Source organism: Agathobaculum massiliense (assembly GCF_900291975.1).
In the GTDB taxonomy this organism is placed as follows: domain Bacteria; phylum Bacillota; class Clostridia; order Oscillospirales; family Butyricicoccaceae; genus Agathobaculum; species Agathobaculum ammoniilyticum.
In genome coordinates this window covers 1,321,386-1,348,165 of record NZ_OMPN01000001.1, presented here as the reverse complement: position 1 = coordinate 1,348,165, position 26,780 = coordinate 1,321,386, and the positions used below count along the sequence as shown (strand labels likewise).

28 protein-coding genes, 2 tRNA genes and 1 pseudogene are annotated in these 26,780 nt (G+C 54.6%); 19 read left to right on the top strand and 12 right to left on the bottom strand.

The window, feature by feature from the left end:
• Positions 1–32 precede the first annotated feature (32 nt).
• The 3 genes from DBQ51_RS06980 to DBQ51_RS06970 are packed head-to-tail and all read right to left on the bottom strand — an operon-like array spanning position 33 to position 2,084.
• Positions 33–1,034 carry an ATP--guanido phosphotransferase gene (locus DBQ51_RS06980; protein WP_107631106.1) on the bottom strand — a complete coding sequence of 334 codons (1,002 nt, stop codon included), beginning with the start codon at positions 1,032–1,034 and terminating at the stop codon, positions 33–35.
• On the bottom strand, positions 1,031–1,576 hold the full coding sequence (locus DBQ51_RS06975; RefSeq protein WP_054328338.1) for a UvrB/UvrC motif-containing protein: 546 nt from the start codon (positions 1,574–1,576) through the stop codon (positions 1,031–1,033). Before DBQ51_RS06975 ends, DBQ51_RS06980 begins: the two co-directional genes overlap by 4 nt.
• Positions 1,577–1,628: 52 nt before the next feature.
• Complete coding sequence (locus DBQ51_RS06970; protein WP_054328337.1) at positions 1,629–2,084, bottom strand: CtsR family transcriptional regulator; 456 nt, start codon at positions 2,082–2,084, stop codon at positions 1,629–1,631.
• Positions 2,085–2,395: 311 nt separating this feature from the next.
• On the opposite strand from DBQ51_RS06970, the gene DBQ51_RS06965 reads away from it, so the two are divergent.
• From DBQ51_RS06965 to DBQ51_RS06930, 8 genes are all read left to right on the top strand, one after another.
• Positions 2,396–2,566 carry a DUF362 domain-containing protein gene (locus tag DBQ51_RS06965; protein WP_054328336.1) on the top strand — a complete coding sequence of 57 codons (171 nt, stop codon included), beginning with the start codon at positions 2,396–2,398 and terminating at the stop codon, positions 2,564–2,566.
• Between the two features lie 319 nt (positions 2,567–2,885).
• On the top strand, positions 2,886–4,154 hold the full coding sequence (locus tag DBQ51_RS06960; protein WP_054328335.1) for an ArsB/NhaD family transporter: 1,269 nt from the start codon (positions 2,886–2,888) through the stop codon (positions 4,152–4,154).
• 33 nt (positions 4,155–4,187) lie between these two features.
• On the top strand, positions 4,188–4,652 hold the full coding sequence (locus DBQ51_RS06955; RefSeq protein WP_054328334.1) for a hypothetical protein: 465 nt from the start codon (positions 4,188–4,190) through the stop codon (positions 4,650–4,652).
• Positions 4,653–4,794: 142 nt separating this feature from the next.
• The gene (locus DBQ51_RS06950; protein WP_054328333.1) at positions 4,795–6,021 is read left to right on the top strand and encodes a cation:proton antiporter; all 1,227 of its coding nucleotides are present in this window, start codon (positions 4,795–4,797) and stop codon (positions 6,019–6,021) included.
• A 330-nt stretch (positions 6,022–6,351) separates the two neighbouring features.
• Positions 6,352–7,194, top strand: coding sequence for a hypothetical protein (locus DBQ51_RS06945; protein WP_107631105.1), 843 nt, complete (start codon positions 6,352–6,354; stop codon positions 7,192–7,194).
• Positions 7,195–7,548, top strand: coding sequence for an arsenate reductase family protein (locus tag DBQ51_RS06940; RefSeq protein ID WP_054328331.1), 354 nt, complete (start codon positions 7,195–7,197; stop codon positions 7,546–7,548). It begins immediately after the preceding gene.
• A gap of 105 nt (positions 7,549–7,653) precedes the next feature.
• A tRNA-Ser gene (locus DBQ51_RS06935) sits at positions 7,654–7,742 on the top strand.
• A gap of 33 nt (positions 7,743–7,775) precedes the next feature.
• Positions 7,776–7,866, top strand: a tRNA-Ser gene (locus DBQ51_RS06930).
• Between the two features lie 143 nt (positions 7,867–8,009).
• Here DBQ51_RS06930 and DBQ51_RS17120 read toward each other — a convergent pair.
• The 6 genes and pseudogenes from DBQ51_RS17120 to DBQ51_RS06905 all read right to left on the bottom strand — a co-directional run bounded on the left by DBQ51_RS17120 (position 8,010) and on the right by DBQ51_RS06905 (position 10,837).
• A complete protein-coding gene (locus tag DBQ51_RS17120; RefSeq protein WP_407923233.1) occupies positions 8,010–8,408 on the bottom strand; it encodes a tyrosine-type recombinase/integrase in 399 nt (132 codons plus the stop codon).
• A gap of 293 nt (positions 8,409–8,701) precedes the next feature.
• Positions 8,702–9,106, bottom strand: a pseudogene (locus DBQ51_RS17560) (N-terminal phage integrase SAM-like domain-containing protein); the annotation flags it as partial.
• A gap of 231 nt (positions 9,107–9,337) precedes the next feature.
• The gene (locus tag DBQ51_RS06915; RefSeq protein WP_107631103.1) at positions 9,338–9,568 is read right to left on the bottom strand and encodes a helix-turn-helix domain-containing protein; all 231 of its coding nucleotides are present in this window, start codon (positions 9,566–9,568) and stop codon (positions 9,338–9,340) included.
• A gap of 243 nt (positions 9,569–9,811) precedes the next feature.
• Positions 9,812–10,048: a hypothetical protein gene (locus DBQ51_RS16515; protein ID WP_159068090.1), complete on the bottom strand. Its 237-nt coding sequence runs from the start codon at positions 10,046–10,048 to the stop codon at positions 9,812–9,814.
• A 223-nt stretch (positions 10,049–10,271) separates the two neighbouring features.
• On the bottom strand, positions 10,272–10,619 hold the full coding sequence (locus tag DBQ51_RS06910) for a hypothetical protein (RefSeq protein ID WP_107631102.1): 348 nt from the start codon (positions 10,617–10,619) through the stop codon (positions 10,272–10,274).
• Positions 10,616–10,837: a hypothetical protein gene (locus DBQ51_RS06905; protein WP_054328327.1), complete on the bottom strand. Its 222-nt coding sequence runs from the start codon at positions 10,835–10,837 to the stop codon at positions 10,616–10,618. Before DBQ51_RS06905 ends, DBQ51_RS06910 begins: the two co-directional genes overlap by 4 nt.
• A gap of 1 nt (position 10,838) precedes the next feature.
• Here DBQ51_RS06905 and DBQ51_RS06900 point away from each other — a divergent pair, with 1 nt between their 5' ends.
• Positions 10,839–11,294 carry a hypothetical protein gene (locus DBQ51_RS06900; protein WP_107631101.1) on the top strand — a complete coding sequence of 152 codons (456 nt, stop codon included), beginning with the start codon at positions 10,839–10,841 and terminating at the stop codon, positions 11,292–11,294.
• A 203-nt stretch (positions 11,295–11,497) separates the two neighbouring features.
• On the opposite strand, the gene DBQ51_RS06895 is transcribed toward DBQ51_RS06900, so the two are convergent.
• Positions 11,498–12,409 carry an AraC family transcriptional regulator gene (locus DBQ51_RS06895; RefSeq protein WP_107631100.1) on the bottom strand — a complete coding sequence of 304 codons (912 nt, stop codon included), beginning with the start codon at positions 12,407–12,409 and terminating at the stop codon, positions 11,498–11,500.
• 395 nt (positions 12,410–12,804) lie between these two features.
• Between DBQ51_RS06895 and DBQ51_RS06890 the strand changes: the two genes are divergently transcribed.
• From DBQ51_RS06890 to DBQ51_RS06860, 7 genes are all read left to right on the top strand, one after another.
• Entirely contained in the window at positions 12,805–14,238 is a 1,434-nt protein-coding gene (locus DBQ51_RS06890) for an MFS transporter (RefSeq protein ID WP_107631099.1), read from the top strand.
• A 34-nt stretch (positions 14,239–14,272) separates the two neighbouring features.
• Entirely contained in the window at positions 14,273–15,337 is a 1,065-nt protein-coding gene (locus DBQ51_RS06885; RefSeq protein ID WP_054328323.1) for a zinc-dependent alcohol dehydrogenase, read from the top strand.
• Positions 15,338–15,361: 24 nt separating this feature from the next.
• Positions 15,362–16,222 (top strand): transketolase, encoded by an 861-nt coding sequence (locus tag DBQ51_RS06880; RefSeq protein WP_054328322.1) that lies wholly within the window; start codon positions 15,362–15,364, stop codon positions 16,220–16,222.
• A gap of 6 nt (positions 16,223–16,228) precedes the next feature.
• Positions 16,229–17,203: a transketolase family protein gene (locus DBQ51_RS06875; protein WP_054328321.1), complete on the top strand. Its 975-nt coding sequence runs from the start codon at positions 16,229–16,231 to the stop codon at positions 17,201–17,203.
• An 89-nt stretch (positions 17,204–17,292) separates the two neighbouring features.
• Positions 17,293–18,078, top strand: a complete 786-nt coding sequence (locus DBQ51_RS06870; protein ID WP_107631098.1) for an SDR family oxidoreductase — start codon at positions 17,293–17,295, stop codon at positions 18,076–18,078.
• A 124-nt stretch (positions 18,079–18,202) separates the two neighbouring features.
• Positions 18,203–20,149 (top strand): oxidoreductase, encoded by a 1,947-nt coding sequence (locus tag DBQ51_RS06865; RefSeq protein WP_107631097.1) that lies wholly within the window; start codon positions 18,203–18,205, stop codon positions 20,147–20,149.
• Positions 20,150–20,237: 88 nt separating this feature from the next.
• Positions 20,238–21,341, top strand: a complete 1,104-nt coding sequence (locus tag DBQ51_RS06860) for an NAD(P)-dependent alcohol dehydrogenase (RefSeq protein WP_107631096.1) — start codon at positions 20,238–20,240, stop codon at positions 21,339–21,341.
• Positions 21,342–21,463: 122 nt separating this feature from the next.
• On the opposite strand, the gene DBQ51_RS06855 is transcribed toward DBQ51_RS06860, so the two are convergent.
• Positions 21,464–21,658, bottom strand: a complete 195-nt coding sequence (locus DBQ51_RS06855) for a hypothetical protein (RefSeq protein ID WP_054328173.1) — start codon at positions 21,656–21,658, stop codon at positions 21,464–21,466.
• Between the two features lie 671 nt (positions 21,659–22,329).
• Positions 22,330–22,524, bottom strand: a complete 195-nt coding sequence (locus tag DBQ51_RS06845; RefSeq protein ID WP_082397366.1) for a helix-turn-helix transcriptional regulator — start codon at positions 22,522–22,524, stop codon at positions 22,330–22,332.
• 52 nt (positions 22,525–22,576) lie between these two features.
• Here DBQ51_RS06845 and DBQ51_RS06840 point away from each other — a divergent pair, with 52 nt between their 5' ends.
• The 3 genes from DBQ51_RS06840 to kdpF all read left to right on the top strand — a co-directional run bounded on the left by DBQ51_RS06840 (position 22,577) and on the right by kdpF (position 26,764).
• Entirely contained in the window at positions 22,577–22,762 is a 186-nt protein-coding gene (locus DBQ51_RS06840; RefSeq protein WP_054328176.1) for a hypothetical protein, read from the top strand.
• 972 nt (positions 22,763–23,734) lie between these two features.
• A complete protein-coding gene (locus DBQ51_RS06835; RefSeq protein ID WP_107631095.1) occupies positions 23,735–26,419 on the top strand; it encodes a sensor histidine kinase in 2,685 nt (894 codons plus the stop codon).
• A gap of 267 nt (positions 26,420–26,686) precedes the next feature.
• Entirely contained in the window at positions 26,687–26,764 is a 78-nt protein-coding gene (kdpF, locus tag DBQ51_RS17555) for a K(+)-transporting ATPase subunit F (protein WP_107632145.1), read from the top strand.
• Positions 26,765–26,780 lie beyond the last annotated feature (16 nt).

The following is a 26,780-nucleotide window of genomic DNA, read 5'->3' as shown; positions in this document are numbered from 1 at the left end:
GGGGTGGGAAATGGAAAGTGAATAAGGAAAGCTCACGCGAAGCGCAGACTTTGCGCGGTCTCGCGCAGCAGGGCGGCGCGCTTCTGGTCGCGCTCCTGCGGCGCGCCGGTCAGCATGGCCGGCCGGATGCGCTGTTCCAGCCCGTAAAGTACCTGCGGCTCCACGCCGGACAGCAGACCCATCTGCAGGCCGACCAGTACGTCCGAAATACATTGGATGGCTTCGCCTGTATCGATCAGGTAAGCCGAACGCAGCGTGCCGGCGGCGCGGCAGACGCGGTCCCGCAGCGCGGCTTCGTTCTGGCTGCGCACCTGTTCGCGCGCCTTCTTTTCCGCGTCGATGATCGCGGTCGCGGTCTCAACCAGTTTATCGGTCAGCTCGGCTGCGGAAGCGCCCAGCGTGATCTGGTTGGAAATCTGATAAAAACCGCCGACCGCTTGGGAGCCTTCGCCGTAGGCACCGCGTATCGCGCATCCGCGGCTGCCGGCATAGCCGGCCAACTGGTTGATGCCGCCGGTGGCGGTCAGCATGGGCAGATGCAGCATGATAGAGGCGCGCAGGCCGGTGCCGACATTGGTCGGGCAGGCGGTCAGGTAGCCCAGCCGCTCGTCATAGGCGAATGGCAGGGTGGCTTCGATCAGCGCCGCGATGCGGTTGGCGGTTTCCAGGCACTCCTTGGGACACAGGCCCGTGCCGATGACCTGCAAGCGGAGATGGTCTTCCTCCCCGACCATGATGGACACGCCGCCATCACGGGAGACGATCAGCCATCCGCCGTTTCGCGCCAGCTCGGGGGAGATCAGATGCTCCTCGACGAGCTGGGACGCTTCGGTCGAGCGGGGAATGATCTGCTTTTTTTCGAATTCCGGCCCAATGGTAGGGTTGCCGCGCAGCGCGGAAAACACCTTGTCCGCGATCTCGCTGTGCTGCGCCGGCGTCAGCCGGAACGGGTACCCCTTGAGGTTGCGCGCCAGCCTGACACGGCTGGAGGCGGCCAAACCGGTGAAGCCGCCGTGTAATGAAAACAGGCTCATTTCTGCTCGCCCTCCATTCTGCGGATCTCGTCGCGCAGGCGCGCGGCCTGCTCATAATCCTCGCTTTCCACCGCCGCCTTGAGCTGCGCGCGCAGGGCTTCGACCGGATCGGCCTGCGGCTGCTCCGGTGCGGCCGGCGCCGTGCCAATGTGGCGGTCCGCGCCGTGGAGCTTGCGCACATACGGGTTCAGGATATCCGCGAACGTGCTGTAGCAATCCGGACAGCCCACACGGCCGGTCTGCCGCAGCTCGCTTTCGGTCATGCCGCAGGTCGGGCATTTGCGCTCGGTGCCGAGCAGGGTGGAGGTGGGTGCCGCCGTGCCGAGCATATCGTTCCACAGGCTGCCGAAGCCGCCGCCAAGGAACGAATGGAACGGATCGCTCCAGAAATGGTTCATGGACTGGAACGCGTTTTCAAACGTGCCGCCAAGGTTTTCTTTCTGCGCGCATTCCGGACACAGGTGCATCTCGCGCGTGACGCCGTTGATAGTTTCCTTATAATACATGGTCGCTTCATTCTTGCCGCATTTTTCGCATTTCATAAGTCGTTTCTCCTTTCAAAGAGGATGGTGTATCGTGAAATTTTTACAGGATTTAGATGGTTGCAACGCCCATTACGGCGCATCGGAAGATTGCGGCGCGCAACCGGTCGCGGTCGGATTTTTCGACCTCCGCCAGCGCGCCGTCCGAACAGGCAGAGAGCAGAAGCTGTCCCTCGCGCTGGGTGAGCAGCTCAGCGGAAACCAGCGCCCGTGTCAGGCGGGCCGCGTCATTCTGCGTCAGCCGTCCGCCGATGCCGCGCGCGGCTTCCAGCAGCGTGCGCTGCTTATCGTCCAGCAGACGGACGATGCGGATATAGCCGCCGCCGCCGCGCTGGCTTTCGACCAAGTAGCCGTGTTCCGGCGTGAAGCGCGTTTCGATCACATAATTAATCTGGCTGGGAACACAGGAAAACCGGTCCGCCAGGCTTTTGCGCTGCACCTCCGCCACGCCGCCGCCCTCTGATAGCATCTCTCCGATAAAGTCGGCGATGATATCTGACATTTTCATGGTGGTCACTCCTTAAGCCAGGGATTTTCGTTTGACCTTTCCTGACCTTTGATTTTATTATAGAAGATGACTGATGAAAAAGCAAGGATTTTTTCTGACTAAATTTGACCTTTGCAGAGAAACAGAATAGGAAAACAGAGGGTTTTCTCAGGATTTCTCGTTAAAACAAATTTTTTCTAACTTTTTTGGATAATCACACCTATTTTATATATGTGTGAAAAGTTACCGATAACTAACCGTCTGTTTTTGTTGATTTTTTCTTATCTTGTGTTACAATAAGTGTGTAAAATACTTTTGGAGGTGCAATACCAATGGCATATGTTATCAGTGGCGCATGCATTAGCTGTGGCTCTTGCGCGGGCGAGTGTCCGGTAGGCGCTATTGCTGAAGGCGACGGCAAGTACGAGATCAACGCGGACGCTTGCATCGATTGCGGTTCCTGCGCAGGTTCCTGCCCGGTAGGCGCGATTTCGCAGGGCTAAGTTTTTTTAACTTACTTAAAAGCGAAAGTAAGACCCCGCTCCATTCGGAGCGGGGTCTTTTTTTGCCTGCGGTGAGGGGGTACGCCGCGCCTCGGAAAGCGTGTGCGCATCACCGGACAAAAGGGCGATGTGTTAAAAAAACGTAAAGAAAGGGGGGATGCTTTGTCACTAAATGACCAAACTTTCACACGAATTCCGAGTAATTCAGGAGAAAATACACATTGCAAAATGGAGAAAAACGGCGCTATAATATGTCGTAATAAAAATTGAGAGCTGTGCGCTGGGAAAGACAACCGACGCATAAGAAGGGGGTAAGAAAATGGACACTATGCAGATCCTTTCTGTCGTTGTTTTTTTGGCGGTCATGGCTGCGATCGTGACGGAAAAAATCCACCGCACGGTGGCGGCGGTGGCGGGCGGCGTCCTGCTTGTGTGCCTACATGTACTTACGGTGGATGACGCGGTCGGCTATATCGATTTTAACACCATCGGCGTGCTGATCGGCATGATGTTGTTCGTGGCGGTGGTGCGAAACTCCGGCCTATTTGAATATGTGGCAATTAAATCGGCAAAGCTCGCAAAAGGCAACCCTTGGCGGATTATGCTGCTGTTTGCAGTACTGACGGCCGTGCTGTCCGCGTTTCTGGATAACGTGACGACCGTGCTGCTGGTCGGCCCGATGACAATTTCGATCGCGGGTATCCTGGGGCTGAATCCGGTGCCGTTCCTGCTGACGCAGATATTGGCATCCAATATCGGCGGTACGGCGACCCTGATCGGCGACCCGCCGAATATTATGATCGGCTCGCAGGCAGGGCTGAGCTTTGTGGATTTTATTATGAATACCGGTGTGGCGGTGTTCTTTATCATGGCGGCGGTCTGTGTTTGTTTCTATTTTATGTACGGGCGCCGTATGGTGGTGGAAGCCGATAAGATGGCGGCGGTCATGCGCCTGGACGAAAACAAGTCGATCAAGGATCGACCGCTGATGATAAAAAGTATTGTGATGATTATTCTGGTGGTGTTGGGCTTTGTTTTCCATTCCACCCTGGGCGTGGACTCTTGCATTATCGCTCTGGCAAGTGCTACAATAATGTTACTGATTGGTGGCCAGGAGACTGAGGAAATTGTACTGGGCGTGGAATGGTCCACGATCCTGTTCTTCACAGGGCTGTTCGTTGTCGTCGGCGGCATGGTTCAGACCGGTGTGATCACGGCGCTCGGCAACGCTTTGGTCACGGTGACTGACGGCAACGCTATGCTGCTGATGATCCTGATCCTATGGGGGTCGGCATTGTTTTCGTCGTTTCTGGACAATATTCCATTTGTCGCGACGATGATCCCCCTGATCCTCTCCATGCAGGCGGAAGGAATGGACGTAACGGCGCTCTGGTGGGCGCTGTCACTGGGCGCTTGCCTCGGCGGCAACGGCACGCTGATTGGCGCGTCGGCAAATGTTGTCCTTTCGGGCATTTCGGCAAAGCATGGCCACCCGATTACGTTTGCAAGCTACCTGAAGGTGGGCTTTCCGATAATGCTGCTGTCGGTCGTTATTTCAACCGTATTCCTGCTTGTTCGTTTTCATTGATAGATAAAACAGATCGAGAAAGAGGGAGATCATATGATTACAAGCAGCTTTTCCGGCGATATTATCAATGCCAGCCTGCGTCAGCTCGGCGCATCCTCCATCAAGGAGATCAGGAACGGGATACTATATATTGCTAAATTTGAGCTTTCGGAGGATCTGTGCGTCACCTATGTGTTTGACGTGACCAAGCGCGACCGCTATTTTCTACAGCGCGTGACGCCCTACCCGATCTCGCATGGCGATTTTACCAGCGCGCAGGAGGTTGTGGAGTTCATCCGGAAAGATATCCGGAAGTTCCGCAATGCCCAGAATTCTCATAACTTCCCGAAGTTTCTCGATACGACTAATGCGATGGTCCTGTTTTCCCATGCGGTAGAGCTGCTCTTTCTGGAGCGCAATGTTACGCCGGAGGATCTGGACAGTATTTATCAGACGATCCAGAGCGGCCTGCATAAGATCAAGGACATCCATGATCGCGCGCCCAAGATTGAAGAATGAACAAAAGAGCTTCTGCACAAAAATGCAGAAGCTCTTTTGTTGATCTTTTTGTCTTTTTTTTGACAGGTAGGCTGGATGAAACTGAAAAAAACGCTATAATGATAGATAGATGTTTTTTTAAGACTGAGAGGGGTGGAGACTCGTGTCCTATGATTTCCTCCTGACCATTGCGATTATCCTGCTATTTACAAAGATTTTCGGCCTGACGTCAGAGCGTGTCCATATGCCGCAGGTGGTGGGCGCACTGGTCGCGGGCGTGATTCTGGGACCAAGCTGCTTGGGACTGGTGGGGGAGAATGATTTTCTGATCAAAACCGCGGAAATTGGGGTGATCCTCCTGATGTTCAGCGCTGGTTTGGACACCGAGCTGGATGAGCTGAAATCCACGGGCTTGGCATCCTTTGTAATTGCGCTGATTGGTGTGATTGTGCCGTTTATCGGCGGCGTCGCCTGTTATCTGCTGCTGGAAAATGATCCGGCGGATACCCAGAATATGATAAAAGCGGCGTTCACCGGCGTCGTGCTGACAGCGACCTCTGTTTCTATCACGGTAGAGACGCTGCGGGAGCTCGGCAAGCTCAAAAGCAAGGTGGGTACGGCCATTTTGGGCGCGGCGGTGCTTGATGACATCCTCGGCATCATCGTGCTGACCGTGTTGACGGGCTTTACCGATCCGACCGTCCAGCCGATGATGGTATTTGTGCGGATCGCGGCGTTTTTCGTGTTCCTCTGCCTGATCGGTATTGTCATGCACAAGGCGTTCATCAAAATGGATAAGCTGTGGGGGCATCACCGCCGACTGGCTATTTATGCGCTGGTGTTCTGCTTCCTGCTCAGCTTTGTAGCAGAGCGCTTTTTCGGCATCGCGGATATCACAGGCGCATATTTCGCGGGATTGATTCTGTGCAATATCAGTAATACGCGCGCATACGCGGCCAGTAAGCTGAATGTGCTGAGCTATATGATGTTCTCGCCGCTGTTTTTCGCCTCCATCGGCATCAAGACCGAGCTGGGCGGGCTGACCGGACGGCTGGTGGTATTCGCGGTCGTCCTGACGCTGGTCGCGATTCTGAGCAAGGTCATTGGCTGCGGGCTGGGGGCGCGGATGATGGGCTTTCAAACCTATGACGCGATTTCAATTGGACTGGGTATGGTGTCACGCGGCGAGGTCGCGTTGATCGTGGCGCAGAAGGGCGCGCAGGCGGGCCTGATCGACGCAAACATGTTCCCGCCGATTGTTCTGGTCGTTATTGTAACCACGCTGATCACACCGATTCTGCTCAAGATCGGCATGCGGCGGCAGACGCCGGCGAATACCGAGCTTTCGGGCAAGGAGGCGGAAATGTTGCCTAATACAGAACGCTACTGACCGGATACGGAAACCAGACGGGCCTGTTCGTCTTTGTGGGTCCGTCTGTCATTTTTCCGTCCCTGTTCGTTTAAGTACCACTGCGATGGGGTGCCGACAGGTTGGCTCGCTGCATATTGCAAGCGCAGGGCTGACCGCGACAGACTTAGGCCGGAAAACAGAAGTTGAAAGGGAGGAGATGCTGGAGATTTTTAGATATGTAGAGCGTAAAGACATTTCGTTGAGTTTGAGCCTTGTTCTAAAAGGGAGTTTTTTCAGCTTTCCTTGCTGACGCCGCCGTATTGTGGTATACTTATTGCGTATATTAAAGTTCAAACTGGAGGGAATGAAATGAAGCGATCCAAATTTCTGCCCGTTTTTGCGGTGGTGTTGTGCGTACCCGGCGTTGTGGCGCGCGCGCTCCATTTTTTGAACGGTTTTGATAGCAGGAACGGCCTGCCGGTGACCGGCAACGCATGGGTCTGGTACTGCGCTGTTTTTTTCCTGCTGTGCGCGGCCGCTTATGCGGCCATGGCGGCGCCGCTTCGTGCGGAGCGGAAAACGCCGTTTGAGCAGCTGCTGGGTACGCAGGGCGTGGGTTTCCGGATGATGGCGGTCATCTCCGGCCTGCTGCTGGTTTTGGGCGGCGTGGGATACCTTTATCTCACGATGACTACGGTGGAGGAGGACGCGGCCGGATGGGCGCAGGCATTGGAGCTTGCCTACGCGGGCATAACCGTGCTCGCCGGCCTCTGCAGCATTGGCCTGGCGAAAGCGCAGGGCGTGGAAATGACATCCCATTCCGCATTGCTGACGCTGGTTCCCCTGTTGTGGAGCTGCCTACATTTGCTCGTCAATTACCGCATGACCTGCGTGGACCCCAAGCTCCCGTCGTTCGGCTTTGGACTGGTAGGCGATATCCTGCTGGTTCTGGCGTTTTACCATTTGGCGCGGCTGCTGTACGGAAAACCGCGTCCGGCCATGCTGGCGTTCTTTGGCGCGATTGCGGTCACGATGGCGGTATCGGATGCGGCGGGCTATGGCCTGTCTTGGCTAATGGGGGTGCATGGCGTGGCATGGCCCGCAAAAATGGTACTGCGCGGCGGCCTGTCTGTGGCAGCGGCGCTGCTGCTGCTGGCGGAACTTTCTGTATTGACCGCTGGACATCAGGAAATGGAAAAGGAGGTAGCCTGAATGCTGTTTGTATGTTATCCGAAATGCACCACCTGCCAGAAAGCGCAGAAGTGGCTGGAGGAAAAGGGGGTGGAATATCAGTTCCGTGATATCAAGCAGGAAAAGCCGACCGAGCAGGAACTACGCCAGTGGCACGCGATGAGCGGGTTACCGCTCAAGCGCTTTTTCAATACAAGCGGTCTGCAGTATAAGGCGTTGGGTCTGAAAGACAAGCTGCCGTCCATGAGCGAGGACGAGCAGTTCGCCCTGCTGGCGACCGATGGCATGCTGGTCAAGCGGCCGCTGTTGGTCGGGGCAGATTTTGCCCTGCCCGGCTTCAAGCCCGCAGAATGGCAGGAACGGCTGGAAGGCTGACGGATTTTTGGCAGAAGCGTGGGAAAGCTGCGCTTCTGCCGAGAAAAGCATTGACATTTACCGATGGATGTAGTATAATCAATCATGCTTATCGGGCAAAGCTACGGAGCGGTATCGAAGTGGTCATAACGAGGCGGTCTTGAAAACCGTTTGTCCGAAAGGGCGCGTGGGTTCGAATCCCACCCGCTCCGCCAAATACCTGATGGCGGAAGCTACAAACTTGACATGGAGACGTACCCAAGCTGGTGAAGGGGCTCCCCTGCTAAGGGAGTAGGTCGGGAAACCGGCGCGAGAGTTCAAATCTCTCCGTCTCCGCCAAAATTTCGCACTTTTCTGAGGAGGAAAAGTGCGATTTTTCTTTTGTGTGGGAATATTAGAACTTTTTCGGTGTTTTCAAGAATCTATACTGCAATCTTGACTGCAATGGGGTCTGCAAAGCCAGACGCAGTGCGGGTTTGCGGCTATTTTGCCACCGGCAAACTGGCGATCAGTTCCTCCATTCTGGCGGCGCTGCTCTGCTGCATTTGGTTGCTGACATGGGCATAGGTCTTGAGCGTGAATGCCGGTGCGAAATGGCCCAAGTTGGTCTGCACGGTTTTGATGTCGTCGCCATTTTCAATCGAGATTGTAGCGAATGAATGACGAAGCGAATGGAAGGTATAGTTTTCCATACCGCAGGATTGCAATGCCTTTTTCAGATGCTTATATACCGTCTGATGGTTGAGCGGACGGCCGAAGCCATTGGTGAACACCAGATCAAAGGCATTAGCCCACAGCTCACCAGCGAGCAGCCTTTGCGCCTGCTGCTTGCGGTGCTGCTTCCGCAAAATGCGGATGGCGCTTGCGGCAGCACAATGCACCGCTGTTTGTTTTCTTTTGGCGGGGTGAGATAGTAGTCGAATGCACCGCGCTCGTGCTTCTGCTGCAACTGCTGTCGAATGACAATGCTGTTTTTCCCCCACAGGATATCATCCCAGCGCAGGCCGAGGATTTCAGACTGTTGCATGCCGGAAAAGATATCGAGGAAAAAGATGTTGTAAAACTCGTCGTCCTCGACTGCTTTCAGGAAACGGGACAGTTCCGAGGAAGTGATTGCCTTTGCCCGGCTTTGCGTAACGCGAGGCAGGGTGCATTTGTCGGCGACGTTGCGGATAATGATCTCGTCACGCTGGGCGGCGGCTAACAGAGCGTGAAGCGTCCCGAATACGGTATGCACGGTTTTGGGCGCTAAGCCTTTGCCGTTCACGCCAAGCGACGCGGCGAACCGCTGCACTTCCCGATGCGTCAGGTCTGTCAGCTTCTTTTTACCCAGCGCGGGAAGAATATGAATCCGCAAGTTCTTTTCATACGTCCGCTGGGTAAACGGCGCGAGCGTGGAAACATGGCTCTGCATATATTCTTCCGCATATTCGGCAACCGTGAGCTTGTTCGGCTCCTGAAACGTGCCGTTGTCGATGCTTGAAGTCGCCGCGCGCAGCCTTTCCGCGACCTCCTGTTGTGTCTGTGTCCTGCCGTAGATCGTATGGCGGAGCAGTTTGCCGGTTTCAGGATCGGGCATAGAGGTATATTGCGCAATCCACCGTCCGTCGGGACGCTTATAAATTGTTCCGCTACCAGTTTCTCGTTTTTTCTTTTTGCGTGCCATTATAACTGTAGTCTCCTTTTCGACACATGCTGTTTCGGTTGATGTTATAGGAACAAAAGGTATTTAAGTCTATAACATGAAATATTCCTTGTTCTGCATAAAAGCAGGGCTGCCCATGTTCGGGCAGCTCAGTTTGCAGTGTGCCTATTTATTGTTTATTCGATCAGCAGCCACTGTCTGGGAGCAGGTAGGGTAGCCATGGGTTGTTTTGTCCTGCACGTCCAGCCGTTCGATCAGCTTGTCCCGCTTTACCAGTAGGCGTTTGCCGATGCGGAAGGACGGGAAATCCGCGCGGTGCATCAGGTTGTAAGCCGCGCTGCGGCTGATACCGAGCAGGATCGCAAGCTCGAGTGCGCTGTATGTACTCTTATCCATTTTAGAAAACCTCCTTTGTGTCGTCGAACCAGTAGGATTGAAATACTGTGCCGTCACCCGTGAGGAAACGGACGTGGGCGTCGCGCAGAATCCGGTCGCTCGCGTCCGTGCTGTACAGAATCTTCTACCGCAAATACAATGCAGTCCATCGGGAGCGTCTCACGGCGGTGATACTCATAGGTATTTGTACACCCTGCCTTCCCGAGCAGATCCTTGCGCTGTTCCAGCTTTTCAGATACACTGTCAAGATAGGCTATCAAAGCGTCGCGGTCGAGGATTAGCTTGCAGTTTGGGTGTTTGCGCCAGCTGCGGCCAAATCAACTTGAGGAGAACGGATTTGCCCGAACCGGTCCCGCCGCCCAGCAGCACATGCGGGATCAGGTTGAGGTCGAGCGAGACTGTCCCCAGCAGGCTTTTACCGAGCACCAGCCGGCAGGCAGGGAAACCGCTTTGCAGATATTCGTCTTTCCATCGCAGCATCTTGGGCAGGCCGCTTTTGTCAGGAACAGTAAACGGCCGGATGCGGCGCTAACCGTCGCACTCCTGAATATATGCGACATGGACATTCAGCGCGGTTTCGATATCCGCGCTTTTCTGTTCCCATACGGATTTGGGGACGCCGCAGGCGAGAAATTCGAGAACCGTGATGTTGCTGTGTGCATCATCTGTTTCATCCTGACGGACAGCAACCAGCAGCGGTACTTCACCGGCGTGGTTGACCAGCCCAATGCAGGTTGTTCTGGATACTTTTCGCCTTGGAGGGCGTCCCAGCCCATATGATGAGTACTGCCAGCCCGCCAAACACAAGGATCGGGAAGCAGAGGCTGAACGCGATCCGGCTGATCGCATCGAACATATCCGGCCCGCTGTACGCAATGTCCCAAGGGCGGACGATGCTGAAGGTCAGTGCGGCCAGCAGATAGAGCACAAGCAGTTTGAGCCGGTGCTGGTCTGTCCAGATCTCCCTGAGGCCGTATCGGAACATCAGGAGCATGTAGTTCCGATACGTTTCTTTTTCCAGCAGACTGCGTTTATTGCTGTTCATCTTCAAAAATTCACCTCCATTCGGGTAATAGGCGGCTTTTCCTCCCGATACTCGGTAAAGCTCTGAATACGGCGCAGGAATGCTTTCCATGTGTCAGGGTGACAGAGCTGCACCGTCTCATATTGCCGGTTCAGCGGCAGGTTGGACGTGATGTACACCTTGGTAAAGCACGCGACCTTGTCGCTGTACCGCGCGGGTAGTATGGGAGGATAAACATCCAGCAAATTGAGCATTACCTCGATTGGGCTGCGAGGTGGATTCCTCAAACGCGATCACATCCTGCCCGTGATAATCGTCGAAAGAGACGCCTTTGCCGTTTTGGTAGTTGGTTACGCGGTAAATGTCGTGTGCGCCGTGCCTTTGGTAGATGCCGCGGGTCTTACCCGTACCCGTCGCGCCGTAGATGTACTGTACTTCTACCGCCCGGTTTTGTTCGGCGTATTTCTCGGAAAGAAACGTCTGCCGCAGCGTATCAATGTCATTCACCCGGAATGCCAGCCTGGGGTTCTCGCGGATGATCTGCGTGGTCGCCTTACCGGCTGCAATGCCTTCGAGCAGGGCGGACATTTCCGGGGCTTTTTCGATTTGCGGTTCAGGCACATGACCGTATTCTTCAAAGCTGCCCGCTACCGCAGTTTCTGCCTTATTTCTGATAAGGGCATGGATGCAACTTCCGTTTAATTCCACTATTCCGCGCGTAAATAGGAAAATAAAATTTGTCGGGTTTGCATAGAAAAGGCCACGCACAATGTCATGTGCGTGGCCCTTTCTATGCTTGAGCCGCGTTACGCGTGATAGCAGCCGAAAAGCTATTGTTAATCCCGCGGTTTATGCAAGGCTCATAAGAATAAAACCGCTCCTTGTTGAGCAGGTCTGCTATACGGTTATGGCTTCGACTCCCTGCATTTTGCGCGGAACTCAGAAACAGTCATTCCTTCATGTTCTTTAAAAAGCTGGTACAGGGTTTTTGCTGAGGAAAAACCAACCAGTTCGGCAATGCGTTCTACCGGATAATTGGTGTCGAGCAGATAATTTTTTGCATAGTTGAGACGGTAAATATTCAGCGTACGCTTAAAACTTTGTCCAAAATACTCCTCAAAAACACGGTTGATATGGCGCGGCGAAACATAAAAGACATTCGCGATATCCTGCACGGTAATATTTTTATTGTAATTGGCGTGCATGTATTTTGTCATTTCAACTGCCATGTTGATATTGGACATATTAACCGCTGCCGGTTCCTCCTTGCCGGTGGAGACCATGTTGCGGAATATCTTTATCAGATATTCCTGATACAGCGCGTTGATCATTTGCCCTTTGCCGGGCAGGTCCCTACTGATTTCCTCATCAAGCCGCGCGAGCACTTTGTCTGATTTATACCGGTCCTTGCAGATGAAATATGTGTTTTCATCAAAATACTTGAGTGCTGCGGAAAGGAAATCCATCTCGGATTGCGTGCTTTTGCTGCGGCTTTTCAACGAATTGACCGTTGGGGACGTGAACACAAACACCACATACTGCTTGAGCAGCAGCGGTTCGTATTGTGTGTAATGGTATATTCCGGGCGGGATGACGGCAAACGAGCCGCCGACCAGAGTATGGGGGTGTCCATCGATCATCAAATGCTGCATACCGCTCAGACAGTAATAAATTTCATAGCATTCATGGACATGCCGGAATTCCACACAGGTCTGGTCGAGCATGTCCGCATAGTTGACCACAAAGTCCAACGTGCCCATCGACATCCGAACCAGATTGGGATTATAAAACGGATAACGCTTCTGCTGATATTTCATATGCTGTCTCTTTCCTCAGATCCGCGGAGTACATACTTTTTATTATCTATCTTATCATATTTTCCCCTGTGAAAAAACAGGATTTATGGAAAGTAATGTTTCAAAAAAGACTGATATTTCTGAAATGATGTCCCTTTTTGACACAATGTTAAAACAATAACAGAAAATACGGTATTTTATGTGACTTATACACAATAGCAGCGAGACGCATCTGTCATATTCTATAAAATGCACATATCTAACAGACGAGTTTGTTGGTGGATATGTCTCTTTTCGGAATTGCCAATCCGGCCATTCTCTCGGTACAATATAGCCACAATCACACAGGGCAGAAGGAAGGAGGGCAGGGAGATACGGCGGTCTAAAAAAAGAAAAAGAGGAGGTAAACGTCTGCTATGAACAACAATCCCAAGGATCCTGCAAGCTGGGCAAAAACGTCCTCCCAGTTTGGCTATTACAAGTTGCCGAAAAAAGAAGTATGGGGTTATTCCTCGATTGATTTTGCGATGAATCTGGTGTTCCAGTGTATTGCGCTATACATCAGCTATTTTTACACTGATATCTTTGGGCTGCAGCCCGGCCATGTCGCCATTATTTTTGCGGTATCACGTATCTGGGACGCAATTAACGACCCGATGATGGGCACGATCTGCGAACGCCTCCAGCCGAAGAAGGGCAAGTACTGGGTATACATCCGTTGGGGCGCAGTTCCGTTCGGCCTGGCTGCTGTCCTGACGTATACTACCCCGAATCTGAGCTATGGCCTGAAGATCGTCTGGGCGCTGGTCACCTATAACCTGCTGAATATGCTGTACACCTTTATCATCCAGCCGTACATTTCCGCGGCGTCCCTGATGACAAACGACCAGAGCGAGCGCACCCGCCTGCAATCGACCCGCATGACGCTCGCGCAGGTCGGCGGCGTTGTATGCGCAATCATGCTGCCCGAGTTGTCCGGTTTCTTCTCGAAGTATATGACGCTGGCGCAGGGCTACATGGTTACCACGATCATCATGGCCATTATCATGGTCGTCATCCTGCTGTGGGGCTCGAGCCAGATCGTGGAACGCATCCCGCCCCAGCCGGTTGACCCGAACAACAAGGCCAACATCAAGGATGTCTTTTACCTTCTGTTCCGTGTTGGTCCGGTATTCGTCACCTTTATCCTGTTCCTGGGCGTTTACACCATGAGCCAAGTACAGTCCACAATGGGCGCGTACTACATCAATTATTACGCAAACCGCGGCGATATGCTTTCCTGGTTTTCCATGATCATGATGCTATTTTCAGTTATTGGCGTGCCGTGCGTACCGTTCCTGGTCAAGCGCCTGCATAAAAAGGGCACGGTTATGTTCGGCCTTGCGATTGCGGGCATCGGCTGCCTGATGCTGTACCTGATGCCGACCACCGCCATCACCGGCATGATGGTCTCCCGTGCGATCACCGGCTATGGCTACGGCATCCTGATGGGCATTTGCTGGTCGGTCATCACCGACCCGGTGGAATACGCCGACTGGAAAACCGGTAAGCGCTATACCGCGATTGTCATGACGCTGGTCGGCTTGGGCATCAAATTCTCCATGATCATCGGCGGCTCGTTGCCGACTGCGGTATTGGAAGCGACCGGCTATGTCGCAAACCAGGCGCAGAACGAAGCAACTCTGAGCGCAATCCGCATGATGACCACGCTCCTGCCGCTGGCAGCGGTTGTGGTAGCTATGCTGGTCTACGGCCTGTTCTATCACCTGAACGAAGAGAAAATCAGCCAGATCCAAAAGGAAATTGCCGGGCGCAACGAAACGCGCGAAGCGCAGAAGGCAGTAAAATAAACCGTATTGGAACACAGAGAGGAGATATTAAGCTATGAAAGTTGTATGCGCAACCCGAGTGGGCAACATGAAGGACCCGAACCCGGAAACCCGCGGCACAGTCGGCATCGTCGATATGCCCATCAAGGAGCTGAAGGACGACGAAGTGCTGATCAAGGTAGCCTATTGCGGCATTTGCGGCAGCGACCCGCATGTGGTGGACGGCTGCTTCAACAAACCCGAGGACGCACCGTTCGGCATCGGCCATGAGATGTCTGGCGTGATCGAAAAGCTGGGCAAGAATGCCACGGCGAAGGGTCTCAAGGTCGGCGACCGGGTTGGCGGTAACTTCCTCGGCTACTGCGGCAAGTGCTACCAGTGCTCGATCGGCCACCCGGAATACTGTACGGATGTCGGCAACGAGCCGTGCATGGCCGAATACGTTGTCTGGAACGAATCCCAGGTCTGCAAGCTGCCCGACGGCGTCAGCCTGCGGGAAGGCAGCCTAATGGAGCCGCTCTCCATCGCTGTGCGCGCCATGGACAAGGCGGGCATGCAGGTCGGCAAGCGCGTGCTGATCTCGGGCGGCGGCCCGATCGGCCAGCTGTGCGCACAGCTGGCGGCCAAATTCGGCGCGGCCGAGCTGACCCTGTCCGAGCCGGTTGAAAGCCGCTGCGAGCTGGCAAAAAAGATCGGCGTGGAGCATATCATCAACCCGATCACCGAAGATGTGTACGAGCGGGCCATGGAGATCACGAACGGCCTGGGCTACGACGTCATTATCGAGTGCTCGGCGGTGCCGAGCGCGGCGGAAACGGTGCTGAAATGTACGTCGAAATATGCAAACCTGCTGTATGTCGCCCAGTTCCCGACCGATTACGAACTGCCGCTCAACCTGTTTGAATACTCCTACATGCGCCAGGTCAACGTCACCGGCATGTACTGCGCGCACTTCAACTTCGAGCGCACCGCAGAATACCTCAAGTATGTCGACCTGTCCGCGTTTACATCAGACGAGCAGGTGTATGACATTGACGACGTGGAAGCGGCATTCGCCATGCATCTGACCAGTAAATACCCCAAGATCCTCATTCGCTGCAACAAATTTGAAGGCGAATAAGCCAAACGGAAAGGATGAGACAAAATGAGTGTTAAACTGCAAACCATCACGGAGCTGGAGGACAAGTGTGTAGACATCCGCTCCAATCTGCTCAACTTCATTTACCGCATCGGTATGGGACATCTGGGCGGCGAGCTGTCCATCGTGGAAATGACAGTCGCGCTGTACTACAAGTACCTGAACTACGACGTGATGGACCCGCACAAGGAGGGCCGCGACCGCTTCATCCTGTCCAAGGGCCATTGCTCGGAAACCCTGTATACGATCTTCTCCGATCAGGGCGCCTATACGCAGGACTACATGGTAGAGCACTTTGAAAGCTTGGATACCTACAAGTTCGGCATGCACTCCAACCGCAAGAAGTGCCCGCAGATCGAGGTTTCCGCTGGCTCGCTCGGCCATGGCCTGCCGATCGCGGTCGGCTATGCGCTCGGAGCGCGCTACCGCAAGGAAAACTACCGCGTTATCGTCATGATCGGCGACGGCGAGTTCGACGAAGGCACCAACTGGGAAGCGCTGATGTCGGGCGGCCATTACAAGCTCAACAACCTGGTGTGTATCCTGGATAAAAACCAGCTCCAGATGACCGGCAACACCCGCCAGATCATGAATATCGACCCGGTTGCCGACAAGGTGCGCGCGTTCGGCTGGAATGTCATTGAAATAGAGGACGGCAACGACATGGCGCAGGTGTGCGCAGCGCTCGACCAGCTGCCCCCGCTGGATTATTCCAAGGAAGCCAAGCCGACCTTTATTATCTCCAATACGATAAAGGGCAAGGGCGTTTCCTTCATGGAAGGCAACCACAAATGGCACGGCGGCGGTATTGGCGAGGAAGACCTCAAGATTGCGCTCGCAGACGTTGCAAAAATGAGAAAGGCGTGATGATTTATGGCAGCGAAAACAACGTACGATTTTGATATGATGCTCTCCAACGCCCGTGAAGCCTACGGCGAGGAGCTTTACAAGATGGCCTGCGAGGGTAAGGATTTCGTTTTCACCTATTCGGACAATGTCGCACCGTCCTCCTCGGCGGGCAAGCTGCTGAAGGAATTCCCCGAGCGCTGCTTTAACTTCGGTATCGCCGAGCCCGATCAGGTGGGCGCGTCCGCCGGCCTTGCGCTCTCCGGCTGCACCGTGTTCTCCCAGGTGTTTGGTCCGTTCCTGCCGCTGCGCGCAGCCGACCAGATCCACACGGACATCGCCTACAACGACGTCAACGTCCGTTTGATCGGCACGCACTCGGGCGTGACCGCGGGCGGCGGCCCGACCCATAACGACATCGCGGACCTTGCGCTCTACCGCGCTATCCCGAACCTGACGGTCGTTGTGCCGGCGGACGCCAACCAGTGCTGCAAGTTCATCCGCCAGTCGATGGATTTTGTCGGCCCGATGATCATTCGCATCGACCGTGCAGGCTCGCCCAACGTCTACGCCGAGGATTATGAACTGACCATCGGCAAGGCGATCGAAACCATGGAGGGCACGGACGCTTATATCATCTCCTGCGGTTCCAACCTGTATGAATGCCTGATGGCGGCCAAAACGATGAAGGAAAAGCATGGCGCGAGCATCGGCATCCTGGATATGCACACCATCAAGCCGCTCGATACGGATGCGATCCTGCGCGTTGCGCAGAAGACCGGCAATATCGTCACCGTAGAGGACCACTCCATCAACGGCGGCTTGGGCGGCGCGGTAGCGGAAGTGCTGTGCGAATCGAGCTACAAGGGCAACTTCAAGCGCGTCGGCATGCCGGATGAGTTCGCTGTGCTCGGCTCGGTGGATGCGATTTACCACTACTACCATATGGATCGCGACGGTACAGTCGAGGCACTCGAACGCATGCTGCACCTTGCAAAATAAACCGAACCATGCACGCTGCGGGGCGCGCGATGCTGTGCGCGTCCCGCCTCCCTCATATCGTGCGGCCTGCCGCAGAAAGGAAAGTTAATATGTCGAACCCATTGGATAAGTTCAATATGGATTGGTTCCGCTTGGACGGGAAGATCGCTATGGTCACCGGTGCAAACCAGGGCCTTGGGATGGCGTATGCGGTTGCATTCGCCAAGGCCGGCGCCGACCTGTTTATCCCGCACTTCACCGAGGATGTTTCCGAAATCAAGGCGCTGATTGAAAAGGAAGGCCGGCAGGTGCATTTCCTGCGCGGTGACCTGACCGACAAGGCATACCGCAAGGATTGCGTAGACGAATGCATGAAGCAGTACGGACGCATCGATATTCTGGTCAACAACGCGGGCGCGAGCGCTTTCCACGATTTCGACGATTACCCGGATAAATACTGGGAAATGTGCATCAACCTGGACTTCAATGCGGTCTATTACCTGTCCAAAGAGGTGGCGCACATCATGAAGGCGAAGGGCGGCGGCAAGATCATCAACATCGGTTCCGCGCTCAGCTATACCTCGGACGCTAAGTGCCCGCCCTATACCGCGGCTAAGCACGGTGTCATCGGCATTACCCGCAACTTTGCCAACGAGTTGGGGCGGTTCAACATCCAGACCAATGCGATCTGCCCCGGCTTCCTCGCTACCGAGGTCAACGCAGAGCTGCGTAAAGACCCTGCGTTTTACAATAAGATCACAAACCGCATTGCAGCCGGGCGCTGGGGCGAGCTGGACGACCTGATGGGTACCATGGTGTTCCTGGCCTCCCGTGCATCGGATTACTTGAACGGTGTGGACATCAATGTGGACGGCGGTTTCTTCACCGTGCTTTAACAGGATACAATAAAAATGCTTTGGGAAATCGGTTTTACGGAGCGATGCCGTAAAACCGGTTTTCCGCTATCCGCGCTGCTGGGCGGCGCGGCAAACCGGATTTTGGAAAGGATTGATCTCGGCTATGCAGAATAAATATTACCCCCATTTGGCAAGCCCGCTGACCATCAAGGGGCTGACGTTCAAAAACCGGATCCTGGGCGCGCCGATGTCCAATCCGGAGATGGATCCGGACAGCCATATGCGCAAAGAGGACGTGGCGTTCCATGAAAACCGGGCGCGGGGCGGCCTGGCCAGCGTGGCCATCGGCCTGGGCATTGTGGACGCAGTGGGCCGCACGCACACCAAGGAGGTCGCGCTGTACGACGTAGGCTCGCTCCCTTCGCTCAAGGAGGCGGCCAAGGCTATGCACCGCCATGGCTGCAACGCGGTCATGGAGCTGGCGCACGGCGGCAAGTACGCTAACGCCCGAGGGCATGGGCAGGCAGCCGAGCGGTATGCGCTCGGCCCGAACGATGAAGTCAACCCAGACGGCCTGCCGGTGCGCAGTATGACCGAGGACGAGATCGTCCACACCGCCGAGGCTTTCGGCCGCGCGGCCGCGCTGGTCAAGCAGGCGGGCTTTGACATGGTGCTGATCCACGGCGGCCACGGCTGGCTGCTGGGGCAGTTTATGTCGCCGTCCATGAACCACCGCACCGACCGCTGGGGCGGCAGTCTGGAGAACCGCATGCGTTTCCCCCTGCTCGTGATCGAGAAAGTGCGCGAGGCGGTGGGCGACCAGTTCCCGATCGAATTCCGCATGAGCGGCGCTGAGTTGACCGAGGGCGGATACGGGCTGGACGAGGGCATTGCGATGGCCAAGGCCATCGACGGCAAGGTGGACATCATCCATGTTTCCGCCGGCGTACACGAGGACCCTGACGTGTTCGTACTGACCCATCCCTCAATGTTTGTCGAGCACGGCTGCAACGTCTACCTGGCTGAGGAGATCAAAAAGCATGTCAAAACGCCGGTAGCGACACTGGGCGGGCTGAACGATCCGGATATGATGGAGGAGATCATCGCTTCCGGCAAGGCGGACATCATCGAGATCGCCCGCCAGTCGATCTGCGACCCCTATTTTCCGGAAAAGGCGTTCTCCGGCCGCAAGGACGATATCACCCGCTGCTGCCGCTGCTTCACCTGCTTCTACAATTATCTGACCAACCGCACGTTCTGCTGTGCGTTCAACCCCATCGTCGGCCGCGAGATGGAGAGCTTTTACGGCGCGCCAGCGACAACGCCCAAAAAGGTCGTGGTCGTCGGCGGAGGCCCAGGCGGGATGTACGCCGCCATCACGGCTGCCCAGCGCGGCCACACGGTCACGCTGTATGAGAAAAACAGCCGTCTGGGCGGGCAATTGCTCTCCGAGCAGTACATCCCGTTCAAGCAGGACATGTACCGCTTCGTGCAGGTGCTCGAGGGCCGGCTGCGCGAAGCAGGCGTGGATGTGCGCCTGAACACCGCTCTGACCGCGGAACAGGCCGAGGCGCTGCAGGCCGACGTCATCCTCGCCGCCGTGGGCGCGAAGCCCATCGTGCCGCCCATCCCGGGCATCGACAGTACGAAGGTCGTTACCCTGGACGCGCTGCACCAGAAGGACCCTGCCATCGGTCAAAAGGTGGTCATCCTGGGCGGCGGTCTGGTGGGCAGCGAGTGCGCGATCTATCTGGACGGTCTGGGCAAGGACGTGACCATTGTGGAGATGAAGGACGACTGGGCTGCGGACTCCTACTTCATGCACAAGAACGCTATGAAGATCTATATGCGGAACAGCGGCATCCGCATCCATGTAAACACCACCGCAAAGGCCGTAACCGACGCCGGCCTGCTGTGCGACAGCCCGAACGGCGAAAGGCTGCTGGAAGCGGACACCATTCTGCTCGCCGCGGGCATGAAGGCTGACCGCGTGTGCGCGGAAAGCTTCTACAACGCCGCGCCGCGTGTGTTCGAGATCGGCGACTGCATCAGGGCCGGCCGCGTCGTGGACGCGGTCACGGACGGCTACTACCGCGCGCTCGATATTTGAACCGCCGCGCCTATCCCCGCATCCTTGGTCCGCGCCCCGCGGGCCTTTGGAAATTCCATTTTTATCCTGATACGAGGAGGACCACTCCATGAAAATCAAAGCTGCCGTTACCCACGCGCCCGGCGCGCCGTTCCAGATCGAGGAAGTCGAGCTGGCCGCCCCGCAGAAGCATGAAATCCTGGTGAAGATCACCGCCTGCGGCGTATGCCACACCGACGACGCAGCCCGCCAGCAGGTCATTCCGGTCCCACTGCCCGCAGTGCTCGGCCATGAAGGCTGCGGCGTCGTCGAGGCGGTCGGCCCCGAGGTCACGGAATTCCAGCCTGGGGACAAGGTGGGCATATCGTTCGGCTACTGCGGCCGCTGCCACAACTGCATGACCGCCCACCAGCACGCGTGCGAGAACTTCAACGCCATCAACTTCGGCGGCGTGCAGCCGGATGGCACGTCGCGCCTGTCTGCGCTGGATGGTACGCCGCTGGCTACGTTTTTCGGCCAGTCCTCGTTTGCGACTCATGTGGTCGTCAACGAAGCCAGCGCGGTCAAGGTGCAGTACGACGATATCGACCTTGCGCTCGTCGGGCCGATGGGATGCGGCATCCAGACCGGTGCAGGCGCTGTGCTCAACCGCCTGCGGCCGGAGTTCGGCTCGTCCATAGCGGTGTTTGGCTGCGGTACGGTCGGCATGAGTGCGATTATGGCTGCCAAGATCGCGGGCTGTGAAACGATTATTGCGGTAGGTGGCAACCCGAAGAGCCTGGAGCTGGCAAAAGAGCTGGGCGCGACCCACACCATCAACCGCAAGGAAGTCGACGACATCGTGGGTACAATCAAAAATGAAATCACAGATGGCGGTGTCAATTATGCCATCGACACGTCGGGCGTACCCGATTTTGTCAAGAAAGCCCTGGCGTCCTGCCGCTTCATGGGTACGGCGGTCGTGCTCGGCGCAACCGGCGACGTGACGTTCAACATCCAGGCCGAGCTGATGGGCGACGCCAAGAGCCTGATCGGCATTGTCGAGGGCGATGCCATTCCCAAGCTGTTCATCCCCAAACTGCTCGACTACTACAAAAAGGGCATGTTCCCGTTTGATAAACTGATCAAGTTCTATCCGTTCGAGCAGATCAACGAAGCGTTTGAGGAGTCCGGCTCCGGCAAGTGCATCAAGGCGGTATTGAAGATGCTGTAGGAAATCCTGTTGGGCGTTAGAATCACGGCACGCATAGATGGGGCGCGCTTGTTGATAATAGAAATATGTATAGAAAATGGAGGGATGCTTTATGAAGCATCCCTCCATTTATTGCCGCATTCTTACTTCTTCTTACCTGTCTGGTCGTTGTCGGGTATGTATCCCTTGGGTCCCAACAATATCCTGTCAAGCGATGTATGCGTTCCCTTGAACAGTTCTGTCAGGAGCTTATTTGCATCCTCGATCGGGATACCCTGGTGGTTCTCGATCAAGTAGCGGTAAGCAAGGTGGACAAGATTTCGTTTGCTGAGTGCCATACCCTCTCAGTCCCAACAGATACTCAGATACCGTTATACTGAATCCTATGCCGATAAAGAGCATAACAAGCAATTGCAAGGTTACATTTTTTGCAAAGTTCTTTTTCACTGTAACCTTTCGCTTCGAGCAGATAGCAAAAGACTTCGCGAAAGCTCCATGTAGTCAGTTGGATCTCCGCGCTATATTGCTGCAACTCTTTACAAAGCTGCGATATATCACGGCCGTCCAATTACGCGACGCCAATCAGTTAAGTTTCAATGTTCCGATGCCGGAGGTGTGATAAAACTGCGGTTTTGCTATGGCTTCAGCTTTGGGACAGAGAAAAGCTGCCATACACATCACCTCCGCTCAGAATCATGGCCGTTGGTATTTCCGTGATGCCTCCAGCACAGGAACGCGGTCTTTTCTTCCGGCAGTGAGCAGACGCGCACTGTCATCTCTTACCTTTACACTGCTATAATTCTTACTTGTTGCAAGCCATTTCTGTTTAACAACTTCTTGGTGCGGTATTTATAACCTTACAGCGCCTGTAAAAGTACACCTTTTCGGTACTTTCGGTTTATGGGAAGAAAGGTGTGCTTTCGGCCAAATTACCGCTGGACCTGGAAGCAAAACCGCGGGGCCGAAAAGCCGCCAAAAGTTCGGAAAACGCTGAATTTCGCTTGCGTGGTCATGGCATGGTCTGCCGGTCTACCCATGCAAGGACTTTGTCTTTGGGCGCCAATTTACGTTTGCCGATGTGGAGCGTGGGGAAGTCTGCGCGATTCATCAACTGGTACGCGCTCGCGCGCGAGATGCCAAGCAGTGCGGCAAGCTGCTCGGCGTTCGGCACGTCAGAATAGTCCTCATATGCCATCCGTTTCATATTCATCCCCTCTTTTTGCAGAGGGAACAGGCAGGAGAGGAAAACATGGGGAATGGAACGAACTCCTGTTCCGTTTCCAGCATGTGTGGATAATCCTTTTCTCTATCTGCTGGTTATGCAGCTTGCGCCGCTGCTTGTCAAAAGCTTCTACAATATTGCTCCTTCGATTGCCACTGATTTCCGCGATGAGCTGGACAAGGTCAGGACAGATGTGCAACGCTTCTGTTCGATTGCCTGAGCCCGGAAACGGAGGATATTTACCGCCGGTACTGGGAGATCTGGAAACGTACACCGATGCGCTTACCCTCTGTTCGCACGAATATGAAAAAGCAAGACCTGCCGGGATGCTGGTGCCGCGTGTGTCTACCAGAAAAAGCTGCTCGGAAACCCGATCCCCCGCGCCTAAAACCGTGCTTACAAGACGCACAACGCCTGCATCCGCTACGGCACGATGACGCGGGAAAATTCAATGCATGGACGGCAGAGGCGAAAAAGCATCGGGATGCGTGCCGGAATGGGGAAATCTCTCTGGATGCTTTTGAAGCGTGGCTGAAAAAGTGAAGCAGTACCGATGCTGTGGCTGCAGTTGCGTAGATGAGAAATATCCGCATGTGCTTTTCAATTATTTATTGCACTAAAATCATATATCAGATGGTGTGATGGCATATCTGAGAATTGGGATATGCCAGACCATGTTCTTTCCCATTTTAGCGAGATGGAAATGACACGGTGGGTTATAGACTTCATATAAGGAGGATACAGAAGATAACAGCCGAAATGAATACAGCGGAAAACGATGTGGATGAATTTTGGTGACGTAGAAGTATCTATGCCTCGGGATTGTAAGAGCGAGTTTGTGCTGTGACGATAGCGTAATACAATGCCAATAGGAGCTCAACCGCCCGCTGCGGATATGAATGTCGGAACATAGTGTCGCATTGTATGACCGTATCAGGAATAACACCACGATGTATAGGGCAGGGACAAAGCGTTTTACCTGTTTGTAAAATGCGTTGGCCCTGCCCCTATCATCTCCGCAGCACAGCAATCTGTGATCGAGATGGAGGGGCATCGGCTGATATGGATGTATTTGGAAGTGGGCTTTATGCAGTTTTAATACAAATTGGATTTTCTTTATCTTTCCGTAAGGTGAGGGATGATATTTATATTTTGCACGAGAGAATACGCGCTTTATAAAGGAGGGGGACATATGGAAAAGGGAACTGTTTCATCCGGCCGGGATCTGCCGGCAAAGCAGGGCCGATTAAAAATTTTTTTTGGCTATGCGGCAGGTGTGGGAAAAACCTATGCAATGCTGGAAGCAGCCCATCAGGCGCAGCGGGAAGGCATTGACGTTGTCGTGGGTTATGTGGAACCGCATGCACGGCCGGATACGCTGGCGCTGCTGGAGGGTCTGGAGACCCTGTCCAATAAAGAGATTGCATACAAGGGGATCACACTGAAGGAACTGGATCTGGACCGCGCGCTGCAGAGGAAGCCTCAGCTGATTCTGGTAGATGAGCTGGCGCATAATAACGCACCGGGCAGCCGCCATACCAAGCGGTATCAGGATGTAGAGGAGCTTCTGCAGGCGGGGATCAATGTCTATACTACGGTCAATGTCCAGCATCTGGAATCGCTGAACGATCTGGTGTCTTCAATCACAGGGGTGATGGTAAACGAACGCATTCCTGACCATGTATTTGACCGTGCCAATCAGGTTGAACTGGTGGACATTGAACCGGAAGCGTTGGTCAAGCGTCTGGAGGAGGGGAAAGTATACCGGGAGCGTCAGGCAAAACGGGCGTTGAGCCATTTTTTCACAACGGAAAATCTGGCCGCGCTGCGCGAGATCGCCATGCGCAGGACAGCGGATCAGCTCAACCGCGCCGCACTGCATGAGGGAAAAGAAAAATCAGCCAGGGCAGGGGAACATATTCTGCTTTGCCTTTCCTCGGCGCCATCCAATGCGAAGGTAATCCGTACTGCGGCGCGGATGGCGGATGCGTTCCACAGCGGGTTTACCGCGCTCTTTGTGCAAACCCCGGGAACAAAAGAGCTATCGGGAGAAAATATTAAACGCCTGCGGAGCAATCTCAGGCTTGCAGAGCAGCTGGGGGCGCAGATTGCGACCGTGTATGGCGCTGATCCGGCGGAACAGATTGCGGAATATGCAAGGGTCAGCGGCATCACTAAGATTGTGATGGGGCGGATGAATCACCGGCAGAATCCGCTGCTCGGCAGAAAAGGGTTGGCGGACCGCCTGATTGAGCTGACAGATCTGGATGTGTATATTATTCCGGACCGGCAGCCGCTCTACAAAAAAACATTTCATAAGTCCCGAATGCCCAAAGAACGGTTTACATGGAAAAGCACGGGGAGCATACTCCTGTGCCTGCTGGTTTCTACCATGGTAGGAGCCTTGTTTTATAACGCGGGCTTCAGTGAGTCGAATATTATAACAGTCTACATTCTGGGCGTGCTGATAGCCGCAGTCTGGACCGGCAGCCACATTTATGGCGCGGCCTGTTCCTTTTTCAGTGTTGCGGCGTTTAATTACTTTTTCACAGAGCCGCAGCTCACCTTTCAGGTGAACGACCCAAGCTATCCGGTAACATTTATAATCATGCTTTTTTCCAGCATGATTGCCAGCTCGCTCGCAAGCAGGGTGAAAGAGCAGGCGCGCCTTGCTGCGCAAAAAGGTTATTATACGGAACTGCTTCTGGAAAGCAGCCAGAAATTACAGCAAGGACGTACCGAGTGGGACTGCCTGAGACTGACGGCTGAGCAATTGAACCGTCTGTTCGACCGCCCGATTCTTTACGCTTTGAGTGAATCGGGCAAGGAGCTCGTGTTCCGGATTGAACCGGCAGATGAAGAGAGAACCTTGGCGGAGCTAAGCGCAGAGGAGATGGCCGTTGCCGGATGGGTGCAAAAAAACAATAAGCATGGGGGCGCGACGACCAATACGCTGCCGAACTCCAAATGGCTGTTTTTATCCGTGCGCGGATCGCAGGGTGTCATGGGAATCGTCGGCATCCCGGTTGTGGGGTACTCGGTTCCGGATGCCTTTGAGAAGAACCTGATGATCGCTCTCCTGAGCGAATGCGGCCTTAGCCAGGAAAGAATCCGGCTGGAAGAGGAGAAAAACAGGGCCGCCCTCCAGACGCAGAAAGAGCGGCTGCAGGCCAGCCTGCTTCGTGCGGTTTCCCATGATTTACGGACGCCTCTTACCAACATCAACGGTAGCGCGAGCATTTTGATGCAAAATGAGGACAAGCTGCCTCGGGAATCCAGAAAAAAACTGTATACTTTGATCCATGACGACACCAATTGGCTTATCAACATGACAGAAAACCTGTTGGTTGCCACGCAGCTGGAGACGGATAAGGAAAACTTCAAAATGACGCCCGAGCTGCTGGATGATCTGTTCCGCTCGGCGGTATCCCGGCTGGGCAGGAGGCTGGCGGATCATCATATTGCCGTGCAGATGGATGACCCGATGCTCATGGTTTCGGTGAATGCACAGCTGGTCGAGCGAGTACTCGTGAATCTGATGGATAATGCGATCCAGTATACGCCAAAAGGCTCCAACATCACCTTGCGTGGATACAGGAAGGACGATATGGCGCATATCATCGTAGCGGATGACGGGCCGGGTATTCCGGAGGAAGCGAAAAAGCATTTGTTTGATATGTTTTATACGGTCGGCCAGGGAAAAGCCGACTGCCAGAGGGGGCTGGGGATCGGTCTGGGCCTCTGCCAGTCAATTGTTTCGCTGCACGGGGGACAATTAACGATATCGGATAACCGCCCCACCGGCACAATTTTTCAATTTACGCTTCCGGTTTTCCGGACGGATCGGACAGAAAGGCCGGAAATCCGGATTGGATGAATATTTATTTCTTGTTAATGCCGGCCCGGTTTTCTTAATCCCCGCTTATTATATTTTGCTGTATTATCCTATGGAAGCAAAATAAAAAGCCTGCCAGCTGCACTGGCTGTTGGCAGCGGGCGCGTGATGCAGAAAGGAGAAATAAACCATGATGGATTGTTTGATGGTTGCAACGCTTCTGGCCTGTTTCGGTCTGGTGTGGCTGCTGATCAAATGGTGCGGCAAGCAAGTCGAGAACGATGAATAAGGGGGAATAAACCTGTGAGTATGCTGTTGATCGGACTTGTTGTCCTGCTGCTGGGCGCATACCTTGTCTATGCGCTGGTGCATCCGGAGAAATTTTGATTCCGGGAGATAAAAG